This is a genomic window from Methylovirgula sp. (assembly GCF_037200945.1).
In the GTDB taxonomy this organism is placed as follows: domain Bacteria; phylum Pseudomonadota; class Alphaproteobacteria; order Rhizobiales; family Beijerinckiaceae; genus Methylovirgula.
Genome location: NZ_JBBCGP010000001.1, coordinates 670,981 through 685,666 on the forward strand (window position 1 = coordinate 670,981; position 14,686 = coordinate 685,666).

General features: G+C 57.1%; 16 protein-coding genes and 2 pseudogenes. 7 read left to right on the forward strand and 11 right to left on the reverse strand.

What is annotated here, in order from left to right; translation table 11 throughout:
* Nucleotides 1-229: 229 nt before the first annotated feature.
* Nucleotides 230-1,369, forward strand: a complete 1,140-nt coding sequence (locus WDN02_RS03130) for a glutathione-independent formaldehyde dehydrogenase (protein ID WP_337292115.1) — start codon at nt 230-232, stop codon at nt 1,367-1,369.
* A gap of 361 nt (nt 1,370-1,730) precedes the next feature.
* On the opposite strand, the gene WDN02_RS03135 is transcribed toward WDN02_RS03130, so the two are convergent.
* The gene (locus WDN02_RS03135; protein ID WP_337292116.1) at nt 1,731-1,958 is read right to left on the reverse strand and encodes a hypothetical protein; all 228 of its coding nucleotides are present in this window, start codon (nt 1,956-1,958) and stop codon (nt 1,731-1,733) included.
* A gap of 191 nt (nt 1,959-2,149) precedes the next feature.
* On the opposite strand from WDN02_RS03135, the gene WDN02_RS03140 reads away from it, so the two are divergent.
* Nucleotides 2,150-2,344 (forward strand): general stress protein, encoded by a 195-nt coding sequence (locus WDN02_RS03140; protein WP_337292117.1) that lies wholly within the window; start codon nt 2,150-2,152, stop codon nt 2,342-2,344.
* A 202-nt stretch (nt 2,345-2,546) separates the two neighbouring features.
* Here the strand turns inward: WDN02_RS03140 and WDN02_RS03145 are convergent, their stop codons facing one another.
* A complete protein-coding gene (locus WDN02_RS03145) occupies nt 2,547-3,125 on the reverse strand; it encodes a TetR/AcrR family transcriptional regulator (protein ID WP_337292118.1) in 579 nt (192 codons plus the stop codon).
* Nucleotides 3,126-3,231: 106 nt separating this feature from the next.
* Here WDN02_RS03145 and WDN02_RS03150 point away from each other — a divergent pair, with 106 nt between their 5' ends.
* Both WDN02_RS03150 and WDN02_RS03155 read left to right on the forward strand, forming a co-directional pair.
* A complete protein-coding gene (locus WDN02_RS03150) occupies nt 3,232-4,944 on the forward strand; it encodes an MFS transporter (protein WP_337292119.1) in 1,713 nt (570 codons plus the stop codon).
* A 373-nt stretch (nt 4,945-5,317) separates the two neighbouring features.
* A complete protein-coding gene (locus WDN02_RS03155; protein ID WP_337292120.1) occupies nt 5,318-5,680 on the forward strand; it encodes a hypothetical protein in 363 nt (120 codons plus the stop codon).
* A 46-nt stretch (nt 5,681-5,726) separates the two neighbouring features.
* Here WDN02_RS03155 and WDN02_RS03160 read toward each other — a convergent pair whose 3' ends face one another.
* From WDN02_RS03160 to WDN02_RS03170, 3 genes are all read right to left on the reverse strand, one after another.
* A complete protein-coding gene (locus WDN02_RS03160) occupies nt 5,727-6,161 on the reverse strand; it encodes a hypothetical protein (RefSeq protein ID WP_337292121.1) in 435 nt (144 codons plus the stop codon).
* A gap of 4 nt (nt 6,162-6,165) precedes the next feature.
* Nucleotides 6,166-6,468 carry a PadR family transcriptional regulator gene (locus WDN02_RS03165; RefSeq protein ID WP_337292122.1) on the reverse strand — a complete coding sequence of 101 codons (303 nt, stop codon included), beginning with the start codon at nt 6,466-6,468 and terminating at the stop codon, nt 6,166-6,168.
* Between the two features lie 460 nt (nt 6,469-6,928).
* Nucleotides 6,929-7,780, reverse strand: a complete 852-nt coding sequence (locus WDN02_RS03170) for an NAD(P)-binding domain-containing protein (RefSeq protein ID WP_337292123.1) — start codon at nt 7,778-7,780, stop codon at nt 6,929-6,931.
* 85 nt (nt 7,781-7,865) lie between these two features.
* On the opposite strand from WDN02_RS03170, the pseudogene WDN02_RS03175 reads away from it, so the two are divergent.
* Nucleotides 7,866-8,141, forward strand: a pseudogene (locus WDN02_RS03175) (helix-turn-helix domain-containing protein); the annotation flags it as partial.
* Between the two features lie 7 nt (nt 8,142-8,148).
* On the opposite strand, the gene WDN02_RS03180 reads toward WDN02_RS03175, so the two are convergent.
* The 3 genes from WDN02_RS03180 to WDN02_RS03190 form a co-directional block, all read right to left on the reverse strand.
* Nucleotides 8,149-9,582 carry an IS4 family transposase gene (locus WDN02_RS03180; protein WP_337292124.1) on the reverse strand — a complete coding sequence of 478 codons (1,434 nt, stop codon included), beginning with the start codon at nt 9,580-9,582 and terminating at the stop codon, nt 8,149-8,151.
* A 269-nt stretch (nt 9,583-9,851) separates the two neighbouring features.
* Nucleotides 9,852-10,463, reverse strand: a complete 612-nt coding sequence (locus WDN02_RS03185; protein WP_337292125.1) for a LysR substrate-binding domain-containing protein — start codon at nt 10,461-10,463, stop codon at nt 9,852-9,854.
* Nucleotides 10,464-10,564: 101 nt separating this feature from the next.
* Nucleotides 10,565-11,035, reverse strand: a complete 471-nt coding sequence (locus tag WDN02_RS03190) for a helix-turn-helix domain-containing protein (protein WP_337294850.1) — start codon at nt 11,033-11,035, stop codon at nt 10,565-10,567.
* A gap of 323 nt (nt 11,036-11,358) precedes the next feature.
* Here WDN02_RS03190 and WDN02_RS03195 point away from each other — a divergent pair, with 323 nt between their 5' ends.
* Together WDN02_RS03195 and WDN02_RS03200 are read left to right on the forward strand one after the other, a co-directional pair.
* Complete coding sequence (locus WDN02_RS03195; RefSeq protein WP_337292126.1) at nt 11,359-11,574, forward strand: hypothetical protein; 216 nt, start codon at nt 11,359-11,361, stop codon at nt 11,572-11,574.
* 33 nt (nt 11,575-11,607) lie between these two features.
* Nucleotides 11,608-12,667, forward strand: a pseudogene (locus WDN02_RS03200) (IS630 family transposase).
* A 213-nt stretch (nt 12,668-12,880) separates the two neighbouring features.
* Here the strand turns inward: WDN02_RS03200 and WDN02_RS03205 are convergent.
* The 3 genes from WDN02_RS03205 to WDN02_RS03215 are packed head-to-tail and all read right to left on the reverse strand — an operon-like array spanning nt 12,881 to nt 14,637.
* Entirely contained in the window at nt 12,881-13,504 is a 624-nt protein-coding gene (locus WDN02_RS03205) for a hypothetical protein (RefSeq protein WP_337292127.1), read from the reverse strand.
* A complete protein-coding gene (locus WDN02_RS03210; RefSeq protein ID WP_337292128.1) occupies nt 13,501-14,109 on the reverse strand; it encodes a hypothetical protein in 609 nt (202 codons plus the stop codon). Before WDN02_RS03210 ends, WDN02_RS03205 begins: the two co-directional genes overlap by 4 nt.
* 15 nt (nt 14,110-14,124) lie before the next feature.
* Nucleotides 14,125-14,637, reverse strand: coding sequence for a hypothetical protein (locus tag WDN02_RS03215; protein WP_337292129.1), 513 nt, complete (start codon nt 14,635-14,637; stop codon nt 14,125-14,127).
* Nucleotides 14,638-14,686: the final 49 nt, after the last annotated feature.

The following is a 14,686-nucleotide window of genomic DNA, read 5'->3' on the forward strand; positions in this document are numbered from 1 at the left end:
AACGCCCCTGCTGGAGCGCAGCACCAATAATTCGGGCATTGATAATTGAAAAGCCCCGGCGAGAGTCGTCGGGGCTTTTTTTGCGTCTCCATCAGCGCCAGCCCTTTCTGCCCTCAGGCCGGACGTCGACGGCGCGGCTGGAGTAGAAGCGGGTTTTTCCAGAATCTCGGAACCTGCCATTCCCCCTTTCGTTGGGGCGCAGAACCACCAAACACGGCAGGAGCTTGGCATGAAAGGCTTGGTTTATAACGGCCCACGGGACGTGCGCGTCATGGATGTTCCCGACGCAAAGATCGAGAAAGAAACCGACGCGTTGGTGAAAATCACCGCGACCAACATCTGCGGCTCCGATCTTCACATGTTTGAGGGCCGAACCAGCGTCGAAAAAGGCAAGATTCTCGGCCATGAAAATCTTGGCCAGGTCATTGCCGTCGGCAAGGCCGTCGATCGGGTGAAGGTCGGTGACTGGGTTTGCCTGCCGTTTAATATCGGCTGCGGCTTCTGCAAGAATTGCGAAAGCGGCATGACCTGGGCCTGCCTTACCGTCAATCCGGGCCAGGCCGGCGCTGCCTATGGCTATGCGGAGATGGGCCCGTTCTCCGGCGGTCAGGCGGAATTGCTGCGCGTGCCTTACGCCGACTTCAATTGTTTCGTGTTGCCGCCCGACGCGCAGGAAAAGCAAACCGATTACGTGATGCTGACCGACATCTGGCCCACGGGCTGGCATGCGACGGAGCTGGCCGGCCTGAAGAGCGGTGAATCCGTCGTTATTTACGGCGCGGGCCCGGTTGGGCTGTTTGCAGCCTATTCGGCGATGATCAAAGGCGCGAGCCAGGTGATGATCGTCGACCGTCATCCCGATCGGTTGCGGTTGGCCGAACAAATCGGCGCCATCCCGATCGACGATTCCAAGGAAGATCCGGTTGACGCGGTCATGAAACACACCAAAGGCGAAGGCGCCGACAAGGGCTGCGAATGTGTCGGCTGGCAATGTCACGACCCGGCGGGGCACGAGGTGCCCAACGATACGATGAACAAGCTGGTCAAATCCGTCCGTGCGACCGGCGCGCTCGGCGTCGTGGGCGTCTTCGTGCCGCAGGACCCGAAATCGAAAGATAAGCTCATGCAGCACGGGCAGATTGCGTTCGATTTCGGTCTCTTCTTCGAGAAGGGCCTGCGGATGGGATCGGGGCAAACGCCGGTCAAAGCCTATAATCGACGGCTTGGCGCGCTCATCGAAAAGGGAAAGGCGAAGCCCTCGTTTCTCGTCTCGCACGAATTGTCGCTGGATAAGGCGCCGGACGCTTACAAGCATTTCGACTGCCGGGAGCACGGCTGGACCAAAGTGGTGCTGCGGCCGGCGGCCTGATCCGAGAGATGTGGGAATCGAAGCGGACCGATCGCACCCAACAACCCTATTCCGCCGCCGGCAAATATGCTTCGTCAACATCATGATGTGTCAAGGGCGACGCGAGCGGTCGCCGCCATCTTCTTGCTCCCAATCGCCTCGCGAATGACGCTGAAGGCTTCCTGCCCGACTTCGGCGTCCGGAACAACGTAATAACTGGTGTTGAATACAGATCATCGATCTGAGAGCGCGGTATGAAGCTGTCGATGTCGTCTCTTGCTGCCTACGGATGGCTAGCGCCGCCTTCGTTATGCCGTCGATGCGTGTGCCCAATAAAAAAGCCGCCCGCAGGCGGCTTCTTATAAAACATCAGCAATCGCTGTTAGTGACGCTCGCCTAGTCCAATTCCCAAAATGCCGGCCCGGCGTCGCAGCGCGCCAACCGTACGCTTCATTTCCTTCGAGATCTTCTCGACCGGGGTGCGGGCCTTGGAATGCGCCTTGAGACTACGGACATCATCCTTCGTCCACGGCTTGATGACGCGACGCGCTGATTTCGCGGGCGCGGCTTTCTTTGCAATGGTTTTCTTTGTAGTTGCTTTCTTGACCAATTTACAGTTCTCCATTTGACAGCCGTGTATATCGTCACAAAACGTTAGTATCAAGCTAACGAAGCGGTTGTTGAGTATCGATCGAAACGTTGAGCGAGCCGTACCGAACGTGAAAGAAAAGCAATCCCGTTTGGTGGAACGCCTATCCAGACACCTCGTTTAGGCAGCATCGTAAACGAAAGGAGAAGAGAATGGCCAATCAGCATTCGAACACTTCCAATCGTGGCTTCGCTTCGATGGACGAGGACAAGCAACGCGATATTGCGAGCAAGGGCGGCCATGAATCCGGAGGCAACTTCGCGAAAGATCCGCAGCGCGCTTCCGAAGCCGTGCGGGGGGTGGTCAGGACGGCTGCGGCCTGCAGACATTCAACGGGGTCACGGTGACGCCTCCCTACAGAATGATCGTTTCCGTCACCCCCGCCCGAACTATTCCACGATAACCAATACGCTTTTTCGTCACTGATGTTCTCCGTAGTTCGTCTTTGACTACGGGGACATGATGGATGTGGGCAAAGTTCTAGCCCACCCTTGCCGCGGATCTGCGGATGGCCAAGAACCATGCGATTAAAGTCGATTTTTTGGGAAATTAGGTCACGGCTGCCGTCAAATGGTGGCTCAGCATCAAGCGCAACTCTTCCAAAACTCCGATGCGCTGCTTGGCGTCGAGCGTAAACGCAATGCGCATGAGCTGGGGCACGATCACGGCAAGCCGCTCAACCTGTTTCGCCGGCAAAGCCGGTTTGGCTTGCGCAAACAGAGCCGATATTTGCTGCCGGCGTCGAGCGCGCACCGGGCGCCGCCATCCTTCATCGCCTGGCACGTCAAGCAGAATGGAATAAACCGGATGCTCGTCCAAAAAGGCCGCGAGCTCGGCAAATAACGCGTCTGCGATCTGAGCAGGGGTTAAACCGGCAGCCCGCTCGCTTAGCCCATCGAGCCGGGCAGATAGATCCCCGGCGGTTTCGGCGAGGATCGCCTGCGCCAGCACGTCCTTGGTCGCGAAGAAGAGATAGAGCGTGCCAATCGAGGCGCCGGCCCGCGCGGCTATCTCCGTCATCGTCGTCGCCTCGAAGCCCCTTTCCACAAGCGTCGCTACCGCCGCGCTCATCAAGGCGGCGACGCGCGCGCGGCCCTTCTCCCGCGCGGGGGCGCGGGGCTGCGTCAAGTTTGGTCTTGTCTTTCCTGAGGACATCCTCATATACCGATATCTGAGCCCATCCTCATATAATGTAATTCTCCCGCCGGACGAAACACGACCCAAACAACCCATTATGACGAAGCCAGAGCCCGAGCGATCCGCACGCTATAAATGGATGGTGCTCAGCAATACCACCCTTGGCATGCTGGCCGCCGCCATCAACGGTTCGATTCTCCTCATCAGCCTGCCGGCAGTCTTTCGCGGCATCGGCCTTAAGGCGCTTGACCCTGCCAACATCAATTATCTCCTCTGGACGATCATCGGTTACATGATCGCGACAGCGGTTTTGGTTGTTGCGTTCGGGCGTCTCGGCGATCAGTTCGGCCGCGCACGTATGTATAATCTCGGCTTCGCGATTTTCACGGCAGCGTCGATCGCGCTCAGCCTTTTGCCAGAGCACGGCGATTTCGCGGCGATCTATCTCATTGTGGTGCGCATCGTCCAGGGCGTCGGTGGCGCGCTGATCATGGCCAATTCCACCGCGCTGCTGACGGACGCTTTTCCGGCGCATGAACGCGGGTTCGCGCTCGGCATCAATGTCGTGGCGGCCATCGGCGGTCAGTTCGCCGGTCTTTTGATCGGCGGGCTGCTGGCCGATAAGGATTGGCGTCTCGTCTTTTGGATCAACGTGCCGTTCAGCCTTGTTGGGACCATCTGGGCCTATTGGAAACTGCGCGACACACCGGCGCGGGTCAGTCACAAGATCGATTGGGGCGGCAATATCAGTTTCGGGATCGGTCTCGTCGCGATCCTCGCAGCGGTCACCTATGGTCTGCAGCCCTACGGCGATCAGGTTATGGCGTGGACCAGCCCCAAGGTCCTCGTGCTGTTTGCCATCGGCAGCCTGTCGCTGGTCGCCTTCGTGTTCATCGAACGCCACGCGACGAAGCCGATGCTGGATTTGCGGCTGTTTCGGATTCCGGGGTTCGCCTATGGTAACCTCGCCAATCTCGCCTCCGGCATCGCGCGCGGCGGCCTGCAGTTCATGCTCATCGTCTGGCTACAGGGTATCTGGTTGCCGCTGCACGGCTATTCCTTTGAGGAAACGCCGCTCTGGTCGGCGATCTTTATGCTGCCGTTGACGATCGGCTTTCTGCTTGCCGGACCGGCCTCAGGTTATTTGTCGGATCGCCTGGGCGGCGTGCCGTTCGCGGTCGGCGGCATGCTCATCGGCTCGGCAAGCTTTATCGCTTTGATGACGCTGCCGGCCGATTTTTCTTACACGATGTTTGCCGCGTTCCTGTTTCTCAATGGTCTTGGCTCCGGCCTCTTTGTGGCGCCGAACGCGACGCAGATCATGAACTCCGTGCCCGCGCTCGAGCGCGGCCAAGCATCGGGTATGCGGGCCACGACCACCAATGTCGGGCAAGTGCTATCGATCGGCGTGTTCTTCAGCTTGATGCTGATTGGGCTCGCCGCGACACTGCCGCAGAGCATGGAAACAGGGCTTCTCGCCCAACATGTGCCCTATGGCGTGGCACATCAGGTGGCGAATTTGCCGCCGGTCGCGAGCCTGTTCACGGCCTTTCTCGGCTATAATCCGATGGGCGAGTTGATCCCCGCCGACGTGCTTCATGCGTTGCCGCCGGCGAGCGTCGCGACGCTCACCGGCAATACGTTCTTTCCCGGCCTCATGTCAGAACCGTTCAAACACGGCCTCATCTTCGCCTTCAGCTTCTCGGCGATCCTTTATCTGATCGCCGCAGTCGCGACATGGCGTGGCGGTGCGGGTCTGAGCGAAGCCACACTTACCGAGCGAAGGCCGATTCTGCCCGCAAACGAATGAAATATTTTGAGCACGCTACAATAAATTTCCAGGAGTTGATCGTTCCCTGGAGTGAGGGATGTCCACTTTTAAGCATCATTGGAATGACAGCTTCGGGTCGATTCCAATCCGACGCTCTTTGGTTATAGAGACGACAAAGCGGCCGCTCAGAAATTTTCTACGTCCGACTTCTCCGATCGGAATCTTCCTATGTATGCGGCAAACTTAATCCCGGACAAAAATCTTCCCTGCACGCTCTGGGGGTGATCGCAGTTACTTTTGCGTCTCTTGATACCTACGTGGAGGGTCTGCTTGGCATAGTTGCTAGACGCCAGAACCCCGACGCGAGCCTGCCCAATCTTTCGGGTATCCCTGAAAAGAAAAAATCCAAGTAATGAAGGACTTCTTCGCCGCGCATCATACGCGGGCGAATGTGATTGCTTCAATGAACAACCTTCTCGACTACTTTGATTGGTGCCAACACTGTCACAACCAATTGCTTCATGCACAAAGGTATCCGGGGCTTTTCGCACCCAAAGACACAATGTATCTGACGAAGCGCGTCAACAAAGGGTCTTCAAAGTTCGGTTACGTCAAATTGACACTGGAAGAAGTACGCGACATAGCCGAGAAGATGCGGGCCGCCGTTCTGCAATGCGCCGATCTTAGCCTTTATCTGCGATTCGAGGACGCGCCACCGCATAAAATTCCCGCCGCCTATCGGCGCGCTTTACCGATGCGCTTCCAAGTGCGCTGAGTGTGCCGCAGCGCCTAGAATTGGCATTGTGGCCTGAGCCCGACGCTTAAGCCTTTTCGCGCGAGGGGCGCATAATTTGAATTAGGCTTGTTGTGACGATGCGAATTGCCTGCGCACAGAACCATAATCGGGCGTAGATCGGTTTCGAACCGACCCGGCGCTGGAATATTTCATCCAGATTTGCCAATGCGCTTTCTGCATCTTCGGGCGAGAGAAGCAGATCAACGAGATAGAATCCAATTGCGGACGGGTTTTGCTTGACTGGCGTGCGGATGATCTCCGCTTCCAAGTGATCGCTGATTCGCGCAATTCTTTTGGCGGCCCGGATAGCGTCCGCTTTTTTGGCGGCGCGAATAGCATCCGCTTGGGTATCGAAAAGTTCCCGAAATCGCAGGTGCGTCTCTTCAGCTGGAGCGTGGAGGACCTTCAATTCAGCTTCCTGGCGATCAGTGAAATTTTTAACCCAGATTTCGAATGACATACGTTTAGCCCTCCGCCGGGCTCGGGAGCATCGCGCCTAGATCAGCAAAGGTCTCGCGATGCCTGTTCCAAGATTCAGCAAGGGCCTTCCGACCTTCACCCGTGACCTTGAAATAGCGTTTGCGACGGCCGCCCCGTTCCGCCGATGGCTCGCCCATTTTCGAGCTTAGAAAGCCCTTCGCTTGCAAGCGATCGAGCGTAACATGGACCGTTCCATAACCGATCTCGCGGCCTTCTCGCTTGCTGACCTCATCCATGACGGAAACGCCGTAAGCATTGTCTTGCAGCCGCGCGACCGCCGCGAGCACTGAGACCTCGAATTTGCCTAGCTCGGATGACTCGCTTTGCCGAAAGCTAACAAGCCGAAAAGAGCAAAATGAAAATGTCAGGTCTTTAATTCACGCTGCCCGCGCGCGCGAATGTCAGGTCTTTCGGAATGTCAGAACTTTATTATTTTCTCAGATCTTTATTCGATATCATCACCTCCCGCGCCTCCCCATGGCTGCGGCAGTCCGCTACGCAACAACTTTCGGATGTTCTTCAAGGAACTTATGCGAGCAGTCGGCGCCCATCTTCCGCGTCGGAGCGGCGATACCAGGCCTCAGCCGTAGAGATCCCGATCCGGAAGCAGGGTGCCGCATCCCGCGTCGAAACCCATCTCCAATCGCGGCGATCACACGCGTCCAAAGGTCGGCGCTCAAGCTCCTCGTCATCATCACCCCCAATCAACAGGAACAGGGAGCCAAACAAAGTCTACCCCGTAAATCCTCAAACCGACTCTGCGTTTATCGAAAATGCTCTAGCTCGAAGAATCGTCAGACCCAGGCGCAGCATCACAAGCCAGCTTGTTGGCCTCAGCCTATCCAAGCCCGACGAAAATCTTGAGGCCCTGACAAGTTGATCTACCGGATAATTCGACGGCAGCTTGGCGAGTATCTTCGCCGCCTTATCCCGGTTGCTCGCTGCTTTTCTCCGGTCAGCGCGCGCAAGCAGCGACGATAATTCCGCGGAGGTAGGGTCCGTACAGTAAGCCGGCTGTCCCGGCTGCTGGCGCCAGGACTCAGCTATTGGGCCGGCGTCGAACGCGCTGAACCCGAGCGCCTCGACAAGCTCCATGATGGCACTTCGGGATGGCAAATCGTCACCAGCTACCGGCAAGGCAATACGGTGCCGGTCGCCTTCAGGTTTGCCCTCAGTGACAAGTCTGGACGCAATGATGTTGTTGAACGCTTTGACGACCGGAACGCCGAGCTGCTGAGAGACCCATTGGGATTCTGGGAGGCCCTGATCGATTTCCGGGGTCACGCCATCGCGCAGGGGATAATAATTGCCCGCGTCAACAATGATCGCGCCTTCAGCAAGCGTGTTGAAGACCGATTTTGGCAAATCACGAACCCGGGCGAGCGGGATGGCAATGATGAGAACATCAACCCCCGCGGAAACATCTGCAATGTCAATGGGCCTGGCGCCTGTGGCCGTCGCGAACTCCTGAAGGCTATGCCGGCCCTTCGAGTTCGCGATCTGGACCGCATATCCAAGTCCGACAAGCTGTTTGGCCAACGCGCCTCCGACATGGCCGGCGCCAATGATCCCGATTCGCCTCATGTAGTTCTCTTTCATAACCCTTGAAGGTTACGAAGATATACTGCTAAGGGTCATGCACAAGACGGCACGATTTTGTGCGTCGGTTATGGGAAGATAACCCATGTCGTCGGCGTTGAAAGAGGAGCCTCAACCGCGTGACGCACAAGTGTTGTCATGCGCTCCACACGAAGTACTTACCCATCTCGGTGACAAGTGGACGATTCTTGTCATATCGATGTTGGCGGGGGTGCCGGGGCACCGCGCCAGATTTTCAGAAATCAAATATGGTGTTCAAGGAATATCTCAGCGGATGCTGACGCTGACCTTGCGAATGCTCCAACGTAATGGCCTGGTCTCACGGCATTATTTTCCAGAAGTTCCACCCCGAGTCGAATATCTTTCAATTACGCATAAATTTTTGTCCCGATCGCAGCACCCAATTCGATATCCGTTAGCTTGGATAGACCGCGCCATATCACGATATTTCCCGGAGGTGGATCGCTGGCTCTCGCTAAGTATCCTCCAAGCCGCGCTACTTTAACGACGTAGTGCGAGAGCGTTTTTCGCCGAGTACTATCACCATTCCGATCTTTCACTAGATGATCGAGAAGCTTAATTTCGATCTCGGTCATCGCCATTTGCGGCGGCGCATTCGGCGTGGAACGATTGAGCATCGTCATCCAGAAGACGCGCCAACTCACAATACAGAAAACCGCGATCAGATTCACTAGACGCTCAGCGGTCCGCAGTTTCGACTCCTCCGCCTTGCAGCCTGATTTGAGGATTTTATGGAAGACCTCGATTTTCCACCGCATCGCGTACCATTCGAGCTTCTCGATGGTGTCCTTACGCGATTTAACTGGGAGATTGGTGAGAAGTTTCCACTCGATCTTCTTTCGTCGCTTTGGCATTCCTCGCTCTTGAGCATGGATCACGGTTAGATTAAGCGCTGGATATTTCTTCTGCTTGCCAATTGGTGGGAGGACTCGAAGTTTGCAGAAACGGATTTCGAGAAGTGCTTCATCTGAATCACCATTGCTGTCTTTGACTTCGATCCGATGTAGGCCTTTGATCGTAATCTCGTCCACTTCGTCGGCAATTGTATGATTGCCGTCCCCGGCAAGCCGATCAACACAGGTTCGCACAAGAAAATGCGTTCCAACCTCCTCAGCCAAGCAAAACAGCTCATAAATGTCGCTCTCGCGATCACCAATATGAACACATCGTCCGGGGGCAGCGAGAAGGTCGGTCGATTGCCGCAAATTCTCCAACCAGCGGATGCTCTCCTTATGCTCGATCGGAACCCGCGTCGGATTGACCTTTCGCTTCAGCGCCGTCGTCCCTTTGAACTTCTTGCGCGTCCAGAACTTGATGGCAGTCAGGCCGAACGGAAGCCCCTCGGTCGTCACGGCCAGGCTCGAATGCATGAGAACACCGCACTGCGTGCGCCCTGCCGTCTTACCCGTAAAGCCAATCAAATCCGGCTTCTCGCGCTTGAAACTGAATTCCGTCGTGTCATGGAGGACGAGGATCGGTCCCTCTGCCTCGGTCACGCGCCCACGCGTCGCCTCGAAATGGCCGCGAAGAATATCCGCCTCGTTGACCCGTTCGTTGGAGAAAAAGCGATAGGCAGCCTTCGTGTTGGCCCAATCCCGGCAAATCTGCGGGATGCTTTGACCCATGTCGCTCCCGATCTGCCCGAGCAATTTGCAAAACCGTCGCCCAAGACGCTCGTCCTTAAACTCGCATCCCGCAACTTCCCGATCAATCCACGTCTCGATATCGGATGTCAGTCGTTGAATAGACGCCGCCCCGCGCTCCTTCAACTTCAAACCCATTGAGCACCCCGTGATTTCGAATCAGGTGCTCAACAACGAATCACAACAGATTCCGCCAATACAAGATCCCGCCCCCGGCGCCTCGTTCAAATCCGACGTCAAATGTGGGTAATTGAAAGGTCGAATATGCGCTTACCGACATGGGAGAAAGTATGCTGCATCCGCTCGAGGTGTTCACCGGCTGGATCACGGAAAACTGGCCATCGATGGAACGGGCAAGAGAAGATTTTGACAGGAGCGCGTAAGACACGCGCAACCATCACAACCATTCACGATGACCGCTCGCGATATGATCCCGGCCGCTGAGGCTGGTCAGCCCAATCGCCAGGCCTGGTCTCGCTTCCCAGCAGGACATGGCCCGCGATGTCAGCGGGCTGACGAAGCGGAGCCTGTTCATAAAGAGCTGGGCTGATAATGAGTGTGTCGGTCTCATCAAGGAAATGTAACGCGCGATACTGCGGCCACATGGATTGCTCCGCCACCCCGCGCCGGATAGCGACATCGAAGCCGCCACGCAGTTCGTCGCGAAGGGTCGTCGCCGTGGTGACAGCGACTTCAACATCCGACTGTTCAGCATGAAACCGCTCAAGCCGTGGAATGAGCCAACGCATGGCAAACGTCGTCGGTGCGTTGACACGCACAACGGAGCGCGCGGGAGGATATCCGCATGCCTCGGCAGCAGCGATTATGCGGTCGAACGATAGGCTGACCTCAGCGGCGAAGACGCGCGCTGCGGGCGTCGGCGTCATGCGGCGACCGGTCCGCACAAATAGGCGCTGACCAAGCTGGATTTCTAACAGCGCGATTTGACGGCTGACCGCACCATGCGTGAGGCCGAGTTCGGCGCCCGCTTCCGCATAACTGCGCGTCCGGCAGGCCACCTCAAAGACACGTAGAGCGTTGAGTGAGGCATTCGTCGCATGAGAATCCGTGAGAAAAGCTGACGAAATCGGTGAATATAGTCAGTCTATTCGATAAAAGCTCACGCATATAGCTTCTCGCTAGGAGGCCAGCTGAATGCAGAGAGTAGCAAATGCACAAATAAGCCCTTTCGTAGCGGCTCCCGAGGCTTCCGCAGCCTTTTGTACAATTGGATCCCCGCAATGCGTGTTTTCAAATGCGAGGCATCCGCGCTTCTCGTGATGTGACGTGTACCGCCGCGCAGCCTCCTCGAAAGCGTCCGAATGCCCTGCTCGGTTGACCTGTGGGGAACCAATATCCTCTGCACTGGAATGGCGTCCCTTCGGGTATATAGCTCCAATGCTCGCACGAAGAGCGCGGACTTACTTCCGAACACCGCATATAGGCTTGGTGAGTTGATCCCCATCGCTCGGGTCAAGTCTTTAAGGCTTACCGCATCATAGCCATGGCGATGGAATAACGCCTGCGCGACGGCGACATCAGGATCAAATTTGCGAGGCCGCCCCCGACGGGCCGACATTTTTGTATTCATCTCGACAGCCCTCTCACAGTGGAGATCGCCTATGAGTGTCAATTTCACCAGCGCCCCCTTTCTGATGAGCAAATTGCGAACTAAATGCACCGAGGCTGCGGCGTCTTCAGGGTCTTGCAGATCTAGAAACCCGGTTGCTGCGAACGGAATTCAGACTTTCGCAAGGGTCTTCAAAGCAGCACGGACCGTAGCCAACTCTTGGAAACCGAGTGCGGCGCTCACCATTGCGTCGGTTGTAAAAGCCCCAGGAGGATGGGCGCTTCGCCCTCCTTGTGGCGCGTGTCCTGCGCAGATCCGTAGGAGAGCGGTCGTCAGCAATCAAAGTGGTCGCGCGCTGGACCGGCGCGACAGAGAGAACCGTCAAGAACTGGTTTTCGGGCCACAACGCGCCCTCGGGCGATTATTTTCTCGAATTGGTTCGAAACTGCCCGGATATGCTGGATGAGTTCCTGGCGGCTGCCGGCCAAACCGAACGGCTCTCATACCAGCGGCCCGAGGGGATGACTCGGGTGGGGATTCCCAAGGGTGCGAAATTCTGATTCGATCGGCGACGGTGGAATTGGAGGCGTGTGATGGCTGGGATTGCAGTGACTCGTCTGGATTTGTCAGCGTCTGAGCTGCGGCAGGCGTCAGCGCGATCGAAGAACGCGGCGGCCGCACGGCGGATGCTGGCGCTGGTGCTGGTGATGGAAGGGGCGGATCGAACGACAGCAGCGCGCAATTGTGGGATGGATCGGCAGACGCTGCGCGATTGGGTTCATCGGTATAATTCGGACGGACTTGCCGGCCTGGAAAACAAGATCCCGCCGGGCCGCTCATCGAGGCTGACGGCTGAGCAGAAGCAAGGCTTGATCGCGTTGGTGGAGGCGGGTCCGCAGGCCGGCAAAGACAAAGTCGTGCGGTGGCGGCGCGCTGATTTGCGGGATCGGCTTAAGCAGGATTTCGGGCTCGTCTTGCACGAACGCACGGTTGGAAAGCTTCTCGACGCACTTGGCTATCGCCGGCTTTCGGTACGTCCATTCAACCCCAAGGCGGACCCGGCCGCGCAGGAGGTTTTTAAAAAGAGTTCGCAGCCAATGTAGCCGCGGCTTTACCCGAACACGCGCGCGGTAAGCCGATCGAGATCTGGATGCAGGACGAAGCGCGGGTCGGACAACAAGGCACACTGACGCGGGTCTGGGCAAAGCGCGGCAGCCGTCCGCCTGCACCACGCGATCAGCGCAGGATCTGGGCCTATATCCTGGGTGCGGCGTGTCCGGCGAAGCGAGAGGCGGTGGGCGTGGTGCCTTTCTCAACGCTCGGTCTGTCTCGGTCCACCTCGATCTTATTGGTCGCAAAGTTGCGGACGACGCCCACGCGGTCCTGGTTCTCGACGGGGCCGGATTTCACATCGCAAAAGATTTGAATGTTCCGGCAAATATGACGCTGATGAAGCTTCCAGCCTATTCGCCCGAATTGAACCCGATTGAAAATGTCTGGGAATATCTGCGCGGCAACAAGCTTTCGAATACGGTGTACGAAACCTACGACGAGAGCGTATCTACGTGCTGCGACGCCTGGAACTTCTTTGCCAACGATCACGAACGGGTGGCCTCGATAACCACCCGGTCATGGGCAACGGTCAAAACCTAGGGCCGTTGGTAATAGGCGTCAACGTCCGCAGGGCGCGGCTCGCCCTGGTAAGCGCACTGCTCAATCTCGACAAGGTGATGGAAGGTGAAGTCGATTTGCCGACCAGACCCAGCTAGGCGGTATTTTTGACTAGGTCCGGCGCGCCCGATAAAGGCGCGATAAGAGCCGACTTAAGACTAAACGGCCAAAACTTCAGAGGCACGACCGATGTTCTCAGCTTATGTGGCGGGCCCAGTTCAAAAACCCGTCGAGAAAGCGAGTCGCCGCGGGCATGAAATGGCTACCGTGGTGATAAAAAGGGTCAAGCGTTGAAATGATGAGCCGTCCCGGCGTGGTCACGCAGTCCTCATAAATAAGCGCGCCTCCCAGATCACCATTTCCAGGATCGCCCGGCACCGTGATTAGCGCTTTGGCACCAGTAGGCGGCAAAAGTATACCGTGAAAGTGCCATATCGTATCCGCGAACGGCAGATGACGAAAAAGCTCGTGCTCGGGCGTGACCAGTTGCTGGACGGGTACGGCATCCTTATCCAGCCACCACCAATAGTTCAGCGGCCGAAACGCCCAATCGACACCCGGCACCCATGTCTCGGCCTCATTTCCGCCCAGCACCACCAATGTGCGCCCACGCCTGAGAAAGTCGTCTAACAGCGCCCTATGCCGCCGTAGGAGAACCGGATCGATCCGATCCGGGACGATCAGAAGTCCTACATCTTCGAGATCAGCGAGCACGAGATCGGGCGCGTAAATGGCGCGATCGAATCGAGAGCGGTAGCGGTCGCCATAAATTGCTTCGCGGTGGTAATGCGTTCCGCCATCTAGAATCGCGAGATTCATGCGCCACCTTTCGACAACACCCATGCCAGTAACTGCGGCATTATACGCCTCGCCGAAGTGGTGCCGTCGTCGAAAGACCAGAAGTCGTTGCCGCCGTGAAACAAAACTCGACCGGCTCCGACCCGATAGATGAAATCTATCGGGCGCGTATCATCGCCGAGCGTGTGAACAACCTCAGCGCCGTCCGGGGGCGTATGCCAGCCGCGTGCGTAAAATCCGGTGACGCCGCGTCTTCGCGAAAGATCCTCTACCGTGACGCCCTCCCAGATTGGATGAGCAATGTGGCGGCGCACGATAAGATCTTCGACTCGATAATTAGGAATCGGACGGAACGGCGTCATCCGCGGCAGAAACGGATAAGCAATATGACCATTGGCGACAATGGTGCCGCCGTTTTCGAGATAGGTCGCAAGTCGATCGCTATGGGCGGCAAGCCGACGCTGATCGACATGTGATCCGATCAACAACCCATCATAGCCGGCGAGGTTATAAAGATCGTCGCCATAGATTTCGCCAATCTTGATAGGACTAGATTCCGATATCCACGGTCTGATCCTCTCCACGGCCTCTTGTGCGCCGGTTGAAAGATATAAAAGCTGTGCCACGAGGGTACGCCTACCTCAATCGAGAGAGAACAAGCTTGCGGGATCCTGCGCGAGAGCGTGTTTCGCGATGGCGGATCTGAGCCGGCTGAAGTCCGCGAGATCGTCCGCGGTCTTGTCTTTCATGGCGAGAAACTCGAAAAACTGCGGCGGCAGGACACCCGGGTTCAAAGCGGCGCGAACCTTGCGGTCGCCCAGCGAAATCACGAAGCTATAGGAGATGTCCGCGGTAGGGTTGAAGCGAGCGAGCGGTAGGGAGCGATCGATTACATAGGCGTCGCGCGTTACGACGCGTGTCACAAACTCGAAGGCATCCCGCACGCCCGGTCCTGGATGGCCGCTGATAACGGAAAGAGCCGTGCGCTGCGCCGGCCGGTCGGGGGACAAAATTGGCAAGGTCGCCCGCAGCCCTTGAAAGGTAATTGCGAGCATCGCGAGCGCGGCCTGCCCATGGTAGGCGGCCACGGCGTCGAAGCCGATCGAAATCGGTTCTTCCTCGCCCGCGACCGTAATTGTTGGCGCAGATGACATAGGATTATATTCCGTGAGTTATTGAACAGGGACTGCACAGGATTCTATC

What these genes read in the sequence shown, in the direction of transcription:
- WDN02_RS03170 (WP_337292123.1), bottom strand. Translation starts at nt 7,780, where the DNA reads ATGAAAGAGAACTACATGAGGCGAATCGGGATCATTGGCGCCGGCCAT.
- WDN02_RS03130 (WP_337292115.1), top strand. Translation starts at nt 230, where the DNA reads ATGAAAGGCTTGGTTTATAACGGCCCACGGGACGTGCGCGTCATGGAT.
- WDN02_RS03180 (WP_337292124.1), bottom strand. Translation starts at nt 9,582, where the DNA reads ATGGGTTTGAAGTTGAAGGAGCGCGGGGCGGCGTCTATTCAACGACTG.
- WDN02_RS03215 (WP_337292129.1), bottom strand. Translation starts at nt 14,637, where the DNA reads ATGTCATCTGCGCCAACAATTACGGTCGCGGGCGAGGAAGAACCGATT.
- WDN02_RS03205 (WP_337292127.1), bottom strand. Translation starts at nt 13,504, where the DNA reads ATGAATCTCGCGATTCTAGATGGCGGAACGCATTACCACCGCGAAGCA.
- WDN02_RS03140 (WP_337292117.1), top strand. Translation starts at nt 2,150, where the DNA reads ATGGCCAATCAGCATTCGAACACTTCCAATCGTGGCTTCGCTTCGATG.
- WDN02_RS03155 (WP_337292120.1), top strand. Translation starts at nt 5,318, where the DNA reads ATGAAGGACTTCTTCGCCGCGCATCATACGCGGGCGAATGTGATTGCT.
- WDN02_RS03150 (WP_337292119.1), top strand. Translation starts at nt 3,232, where the DNA reads ATGACGAAGCCAGAGCCCGAGCGATCCGCACGCTATAAATGGATGGTG.
- WDN02_RS03160 (WP_337292121.1), bottom strand. Translation starts at nt 6,161, where the DNA reads ATGTCATTCGAAATCTGGGTTAAAAATTTCACTGATCGCCAGGAAGCT.
- WDN02_RS03190 (WP_337294850.1), bottom strand. Translation starts at nt 11,035, where the DNA reads ATGAATACAAAAATGTCGGCCCGTCGGGGGCGGCCTCGCAAATTTGAT.